The organism is Thermodesulfobacteriota bacterium (assembly GCA_040755095.1).
Lineage (GTDB): Bacteria > Desulfobacterota > Desulfobulbia > Desulfobulbales > JBFMBH01 > JBFMBH01.
In genome coordinates this window covers 1-7,002 of sequence record JBFMBH010000180.1, presented here as the reverse complement: position 1 = coordinate 7,002, position 7,002 = coordinate 1, and the positions used below count along the sequence as shown (strand labels likewise).

Below are 7,002 nucleotides of genomic sequence, written 5' to 3'. Positions count from 1 at the left end.
TAAGGAAAATCGCGACCACCCCTTCAGGAGCCTGTCAAGAAAAAAATGCGCCTCCGGCGAAATTTTTTATCTCGAAAATCCGCCAAGTTACACTGATGGTCTTCGTTCTCCGGTGGCCGTAAGCCACTCCAAACTGCCCCGGATTCCCGCAGCGTCCTGGCTGATTCCGGCAAAAAGTTTACGAAGCCCACGCGTCAAACCCTATGGGAATAGCCAAGTTTGGGGGCTCCGGGAATTGCTGCGATTGCCGAGAATCTGAGCCCCAGTGCGGCAATGAGGCGCGATCTACGGCGACGGCGGAAGGAATCGGGTGTCTCGGTCTAACGGCTGCGGAGTCGGGCACCTGAGGAGGACCAGAATACCGGAGCACACCACATCCCCTGGTTGAGGATCGACCGTTTTGTCACTCCAGGCTGTGCGCACACAGACCCTCTGTGCCTCTTTCTCCTTCACGAGATACTCATGCCAACCCGCTGGATTCTTACCCTGAGTCGCAAACGCACATCATGGTACCCTGGGACGCCGGGCGCCCTAACCTTGGCCGCCTGACAACCGAGGGTATTTGTATCTATCGTGTACCCGCGCAAGGCGTCAACAGAATCCTGACCCCTTCAGTTGCTGGCATGGCGGTCAACGTAAGCGCTTAAGCAGCCCTTCTGGCGGGCGGAGGCGCAGTTCGGTATGGATGTTGTGTCGTGGCAGGAGGGCGAGGTACTCCTCGCGGCTGGAGGCGTGGGGGATGCGCTGAAGATGAAGCGCATGTGCCTGGAGACATCAAGGCCATTGGCCCTGGCGGTGGCGATCAGGCTGAAGGCGATGGCCCTGCCCAGGAGGCTTTTGGGCGGCGTGGTCGGGGCGCGCTTATCCAGGCGGTCCTTGATCCCCTCCAGAATCGGCGTGGCCTTTTCCTGGCGGAGATCCCGGATCTGTGCCGGGGCAAGCTCGGCCGAACGTATCCCTGCGGAGGAGGACGAATAATGGGTCAGGCGAGCGATGCGCCTGCCCCTTGTTGATTTTCTGGACCCCAACGGGACTCGAACCCCTGTTACCGGCGTGAGAGGCCGGGAAAGGCCGCCAGAGCCATAAGGCATGACCAGACGGCCGGATGCTCCCGGGGAGCAGCATCCTGCCCGGGTGAGTGAGCATCCGGACTGGGCAGTGGCGAGCACCAATCCCGATCTGGGCGAGCTGCTTGCCCGGGCGGCAGGGAGGCAGTAAGGTAAGGCGGTAAGGAATCGTACCATAAGGAGGCTGCCATGATCGCCATCGCCAAGATCACCAGCAAGGGACAGACCACGGTGCCACGGGAAATCCGGGCCCTGCTCAAGGTCAAGCCCGGCGATTCCATCGCCTGGGAGGAGACCGCTAACGGCGGGGTGCAGGTGCGCCGGATCGAGCCCACGGACGTGGAGTATCTCCGGGCCCTGGAGGGGACGCTCTCTGAGTGGGCCACGGCCGCCGACGAGGAGGCCTACCGTGACCTTTAACGCCTTTGTGGTGGTCCGGGTGCCTTTTCCGTTCACCGACCGGGCCGCCAGCAAGAACAGGCCCGCCCTGGTCCTTTCCGACCCGGGGTCCTTCAACACCCCTGCCGGCCACTCGGTGATGGCGATGATCACCTCGGCGGCCAACCCGCCCTGGCCCCTGGATTGCCCCATCCAGGACCTGGCCAGCGCTGGCCTCCCCGCCTCGTCCAAGGTGCGCTTCAAGCTCTTCACCCTGGATCATCGGCTGGTGCGCGGCCAGATGGGCAGTCTCGGCAGCGGAGACGAGCAGGCGGTTCGTGCGGCGCTCCAGCGGCTCCTGGGGTATGAGCAGCGGTAGAGGGGAACCGTCGCCGCCCAGGAAAGAAACGCTTTTTGCGGGGCGTCGGGCCGGCGATGCTATCGCCGGGCCTCTCAAGGCCTCCTGGGCCGCAAAGACACCCATGAGCCATGCCTTCATTGGGTGACGAAGCCAACGGTGGCTCAGCCGGCATGGAAGCCGACCCGCCAGCTGGGCTACCGGCTCTCCACCCTCTGCGAGCGAGCGGGCTTCGCCGAGGACGACCCGGCCTCCAACGAGATCATCACCTCCTGGAGCGCCATCGAGGCCACCGCCGCCAAAGCCTCCGGCCCGCAACAGCGCTCCCTGTTCTGAAGAAGGCGCCAATCATGCTGCAGATTGAGCATCTGGAGATCGAAGGGTATCGGCTCTTCCGGCAGGTACAGTTGCGAAACCTCTCCGCCCTGGTTGCCCTGGTGGGCGCCAACGGCAGCGGCAAGTCGTCCCTTCTTGATGTCTTCTCCTTTCTCAAGGTGGTGGCGGTGGATGCCAAGCCGACCGAAGACGGCCGTCTGGTGCTGCGCTTCCACGATGGGGCCTTCAAGGATCCCTTTGTCGCCCGGTTCGTATCGGACGGCACCATCAAGATGTTTCGCCTACCTGGTGCTGCTCTACGACCCCAAGCCCTTTCCCCTGCTGGCGGTGGAAGAGCCGGAGAACCAGCTCTACCTGGAGCTCTTGACCGAGCTGGCCGAGGAGTTCCGGGACTATGCCCGCCGGGGTGGCCAGGTCTTTGTCTCGACCCATTCCCCGGACTTCCTCAATGCCCTGCAGCTGGACGAGATCTATTGCCTGGAGAAGCGGGACGCCTTTGCCTTCATCACCAGAGCCGCGGATTCCGAACTGTTGCGAAACCTGGTGGCGGAAGGGGATCTGCCCGGCAGCCTCTGGCGCCAGGGGCTCTTGACCGGGGTGGCGCGATGACCGGGCGAATCGTCTTCCTTCTTATGGAATATGGAGCCAAGCCACGACCGTCACGCTGGAGATCGCGGCCGTCCCCGGCGGCGCTGCCGACCACGTCAAGAGGGCTGTCTCGGAAAACGCTCGCACCCTCGGCATGAAGAACGCCGACTGGGAGTGATGACCGCGGGGGATTGCGTGGAGAAAAAAAAAGGGTGCTGGACGAACCCTCCGTCCAACACCCTTCTGTGCTCCTTGGCGACCCCAACGGGACTCGAACCCGTGTTACCGGCGTGAGAGGCCGGTGTCCTAGACCGCTAGACGATAGGGCCGAAATGTTGGCCTGTATCTAAATGATACCCGGCCGCTTGTCAAGGCGTTTTCGTGCCAGCCACGATCCGGCGGCCGAGCTCCCGGGCCGCCGCCAGCTCCTCGGCCCGGCCCTCCAGGTCGCCCCGCTTGTCCGCGCCCCGCACCAGCAGATCGCCGCCATAGCCCATGCCCATGGCGTCGAAGGCGTAGCGCATGGTCATGACCGCGCCGTCGAAGAGACGCGCTCCCCGGGTGGCGCCCACCGAGATGAAGTAGCCCAGGCGCGCCGGATCCCGATGCCACTCCCCCCGCTCCTGAAGCAGCCGCTTGCGGGACCACAAGGCCTGCGTGCGGTCCACAAAGGCCTTGGTGTGGGCGGTGACCCCATAGAAGAAGATGGGCGAGGCGACCACGATCCGCGGCAGGGTCCACAGCTTCTCGTACAGGCAGTCCATATCATCGTCCAGCACGCACTCCCCGGTCTGATCGCAGCCGCCGCAGTGGATACACGGCTGGATCCAGAGCTTGGCCAGCCGCACCGTCTCGACACCGGCGCCCGCCGCCTCCATGCCCTCAATGGCCGCCAGGGCCAGGGTCTCGGAATTGCCCAGCTTGCGGGGGCTGCCCAGGATGACCAGGATCTCCATGACCTTCTCCTATGCCGCTGGCTTCTCATCGGCCGGTGCCGCTGCCAGGGGCGCGAGGCGGCCATAGAACTCCGCCTCGTCCCGGAGCGCTGCTGCCAGCTCCGCGGTCAGGAGCCAGGGGGCACAGCGCCAGCGCCAGTTGCCCTTGGGCACGCTGGGGGTGTTCATGCGGCAGTCGCTGCCGAAGCCCAGGACATCCTGCAAGGGCAGCACCGCCAGGGCCGCCACTGAGCTGTACGCCAGGCGGAGGAAGTCCCAGTGCACTGGGCTGCCCACCTGGCTGTGGGCATAGCGCAAGGCCCGCGCCTTGCTGGCGGCAGGGACGCCGGGATCGAAATACCAGCCCACCGTGGTGTCGTTGTCATGGGTGCCGGTGTAGACGACACAGTTGCTGGTCCGGAAGTTGTGGGGCAGGTAGGCGTTTTCGGCGCCGGCATCAAAGGCAAACTGGAGGACCTTCATCCCGGGCAGGCCCAGGGCATCCCGCAGGGCCTCTACCTCCGGGGTGATGAGACCGAGATCCTCGGCGATGATGGGCAGATCCCCCAGCTGGGCGGCCAGATACCGGAAAAAGGGCTGGCCAGGACCAGGCAGCCAGCGACCCGCCACCGCCGTTTCCTCGGCCGCCGGGATCGACCAGTAGCTCTCGAAGCCCCGGAAATGGTCCACCCGCACGACATCGAACAGCCGGAGAAGGTGGGCGAAGCGGCGGGCCCACCAGGCCCACAGGGCGGAGCTTGGCCGGCCTTGGTCGTCATGCCAGCGGTAGAGAGGAGTGCCCCAGCGTTGGCCGGTACGGCTGAAGTAGTCGGGCGGCACCCCGGACACCTCGGTGGGCAAGCCCGTTTCCCGGTCCAGAAGGAAGAAATCCTGGTTGGCCCACACCTCGGCGGAATCATGGCCCACGTAGATGGGCAGATCCCCGATAAGCCGCACCCCCTGGTCCGCAGCATAGGCCCGCAGGGCCTGCCACTGGCGCTGGAAGCAGTACTGGCCGAAGCGCACCCGATCGATCTCGGTCGCCAGGCGCCGGGCCGCAGCAGCCAGGGCCTTGCGGTGCCGCCGGGCCAGCGGCCGGGGCCAGCGGCACCAGGACTCGCCCTGATGGGCGGCCTTGAGCACCGCGAACAGGGCGTAGTCATCGAGCCAATGGGCCTCGGCGGCACAGAAGGCCGCAAACTCCGGGTCCGGCCCCAGGCTCTGCCAGCCGGCAAAGGCCTTCCGAGCCAGCGCGGCCTTGTGGGCCGCCACCCGCTCAAACTCCACCAGATACGGTGAAGCGCCGAGCGCCCCGAGGTCGGTTGCGGACAGCCAGCCGGCCGCGGCCAGATCCTCGGGGCTGAGCAGGAGCTGGTTGCCGGCAAAGGCGGAATCGCTCATGTAGGGCGAATAGTCGTAGGCGGCGCCGGCGGGCGTCACCGGCAACATCTGCCAGACCGTCTGGCCGGCGGCGGCCAGAAAGTCCACGAACCGCCGCGCCCCGGGGCCCAGATCGCCGATTCCGAAAGGGCTGGGCAGGGAGGTGAGGTGGGCCAGAATGCCGCAGCTGCGCGCCAGCTCCATGTCGTCTCCAGGCACAAACAGGCCGGGACCATGCCCGGCCTGTTGTCAGAAAATCCGGTTTCCTTTTCTCCGACGCCAAAGCTAGAATGAATATAGGCGTCTGGGCTCCGGACTGTCAAGCCGCGCCCAGTGAGGCTTTCCAGGCAGGCCTGGATTCTGTCGTTGCGCAGAGGCCAGACCTGCCGTAAAATGGCGCGTTCGCCACTGTCCCAAGGGGCGCTGCCCCACCCCCATCCACACCAGGTCAGCAGATCCCCAGGAGAACCCACGCCCGTGTCGACCGACATCAAAGCGAAGCTCTTGGAGGTTGGCAAGGACGAGGGCTGCATCAGCTTCTCCCTGCTCAACGACCTCATCCCCAGTGACGTCAACGACCCCAACAAGATCGAAGAAATCTTCGACTTCCTCGGCGAGAACAACATCGAGATCGTCAGCGAGGATCCCTCAGGCCACAAGCGGACCCTGGGCGGCAAACTGTGGGACGATGGCGATGAGGGCAGTCAGGATCTGGAGGGGGCGGGCCAGGAAGAGGCCCTCGAGGACGCCTTCGCGGTGCCCGAGGAGTCCGGAGAGGCGGAGGAGACCACCACCACCTATCTCCGGGAGATGGGCCGGTTCGATCTCCTGACCCCGGAGCAGGAGGAGCAGTACAGCCGAGCGATCCGGGACGGTTTCCAGAGCATCATCCAGGCCATCCGCGACGAGCGGGGCACCCTGCCGGAGATCCGCTCCCTGCAAGCGCGGATCGACCTGTGGGAGCGCCGTGATCCCACCCTCAAGCCGAAAAAGCAGCACCTGAACCAGATGCGCCGCGGGGTGGATGGCCTGGCCGAGCGCTATCCGGACCAGGAGCGCCTGGCCAAGCTCCGCGACCTGGTGGACGAGAGCAGCGACGCCATCGAGGTGGCCAAGGACGAGATGATCAAGGCCAACCTGCGGCTGGTGGTGAGCATTGCCAAACGCTACATGCACCAGGGCCTCACCCTGGCCGACCTCATCCAGGAAGGCAACCTGGGCCTGATGCGGGCGGTGTTCCGCTTCGACTACACCAAGGGCAACAAGTTCTCGACCTACGCCAGCTGGTGGATCCGCCAGGCCATTACCCGGGCGATCCTGGACAAGACCCGCACCATCCGCCTGCCGGTCCATTTCCTGGAGCTGCGGAGCCAGTTCTTCAAGGCCTTCTACGCCCTGCTCAAGGAGCTGGGCCGGGAGCCGACCCCGGTTGAGATCTCCAAGAAGACCGGCCTGACCATGGACAAGATCCTGGCCATCCTGGAGGCCTCCCGGGAGCCCATCTCCCTGGAGACCCCGGTGGGGGACGACGACTCCACCCTGGGCGATTTCCTGGAGAACCAGGAGTCGGTCTCCCCGTACGAGGCGGTGAAGGGGCAGGAGCTGGCCGAAAGGGTCAACGGTATCCTGGCCACCTTGAGCCCGCGGGAGGAGAAGATCATCCGCCTGCGCTTCGGTATCGGCGAGGATGCGGAATACACCCTGGAGGAGATCGGCAAGCGTTTCAATGTCTCCCGGGAGCGGATCCGCCAGATCGAAAAGAAGGCCTTGAACCGCCTGCGCCACTCCAGCCGCCGGGAGAAGCTGAAGTATTTCCTGGACTAGGCTCGCCGCGGCCGCCGATCCCCTGCTGGCGGCCCTGATCGCCTTTGCTGGCGGCATCGCCACCGCCGCCCTCTCACCCCTGCCCCGGCTTGCGACTCCCCTGCTGTGGCTGGCTGCCTTCTTTGCGGTGCCCCTC

At 65.3% G+C, this 7,002-nt stretch carries 8 protein-coding genes, 1 tRNA gene and 2 pseudogenes; 8 read left to right on the top strand and 3 right to left on the bottom strand.

What is annotated here, in order from left to right:
• The 7 genes and pseudogenes from AB1634_18150 to AB1634_18120 form a co-directional block, all read left to right on the top strand.
• The coding region (locus tag AB1634_18150) for a hypothetical protein (GenBank protein ID MEW6221436.1) at positions 1 to 259 on the top strand (259 nt) is incomplete at its 5' end.
• 830 nt (positions 260 to 1,089) lie between these two features.
• Positions 1,090 to 1,218 (top strand): hypothetical protein, encoded by a 129-nt coding sequence (locus AB1634_18145; protein MEW6221435.1) that lies wholly within the window; start codon positions 1,090 to 1,092, stop codon positions 1,216 to 1,218.
• A gap of 38 nt (positions 1,219 to 1,256) precedes the next feature.
• The gene (locus AB1634_18140) at positions 1,257 to 1,487 is read left to right on the top strand and encodes a type II toxin-antitoxin system PrlF family antitoxin (GenBank protein MEW6221434.1); all 231 of its coding nucleotides are present in this window, start codon (positions 1,257 to 1,259) and stop codon (positions 1,485 to 1,487) included.
• Positions 1,477 to 1,824 carry a type II toxin-antitoxin system PemK/MazF family toxin gene (locus AB1634_18135; protein MEW6221433.1) on the top strand — a complete coding sequence of 116 codons (348 nt, stop codon included), beginning with the start codon at positions 1,477 to 1,479 and terminating at the stop codon, positions 1,822 to 1,824. Before AB1634_18140 ends, AB1634_18135 begins: the two co-directional genes overlap by 11 nt.
• A gap of 123 nt (positions 1,825 to 1,947) precedes the next feature.
• Complete coding sequence (locus AB1634_18130; protein ID MEW6221432.1) at positions 1,948 to 2,139, top strand: hypothetical protein; 192 nt, start codon at positions 1,948 to 1,950, stop codon at positions 2,137 to 2,139.
• A 14-nt stretch (positions 2,140 to 2,153) separates the two neighbouring features.
• Positions 2,154 to 2,270, top strand: a pseudogene (locus tag AB1634_18125) (hypothetical protein).
• 36 nt (positions 2,271 to 2,306) lie between these two features.
• Positions 2,307 to 2,748 (top strand): annotated as a pseudogene (locus tag AB1634_18120) (AAA family ATPase).
• A 232-nt stretch (positions 2,749 to 2,980) separates the two neighbouring features.
• On the opposite strand, the gene AB1634_18115 reads toward AB1634_18120, so the two are convergent.
• The 3 genes from AB1634_18115 to malQ form a co-directional block, all read right to left on the bottom strand.
• Positions 2,981 to 3,056, bottom strand: a tRNA-Glu gene (locus AB1634_18115).
• Positions 3,057 to 3,095: 39 nt separating this feature from the next.
• On the bottom strand, positions 3,096 to 3,683 hold the full coding sequence (locus AB1634_18110) for a flavodoxin family protein (protein ID MEW6221431.1): 588 nt from the start codon (positions 3,681 to 3,683) through the stop codon (positions 3,096 to 3,098).
• Between the two features lie 9 nt (positions 3,684 to 3,692).
• Entirely contained in the window at positions 3,693 to 5,246 is a 1,554-nt protein-coding gene (gene malQ / locus AB1634_18105; protein ID MEW6221430.1) for a 4-alpha-glucanotransferase, read from the bottom strand.
• A 273-nt stretch (positions 5,247 to 5,519) separates the two neighbouring features.
• Between malQ and AB1634_18100 the strand changes: the two genes are divergently transcribed.
• Positions 5,520 to 6,866 carry a sigma-70 family RNA polymerase sigma factor gene (locus AB1634_18100; GenBank protein ID MEW6221429.1) on the top strand — a complete coding sequence of 449 codons (1,347 nt, stop codon included), beginning with the start codon at positions 5,520 to 5,522 and terminating at the stop codon, positions 6,864 to 6,866.
• Positions 6,867 to 7,002 lie beyond the last annotated feature (136 nt).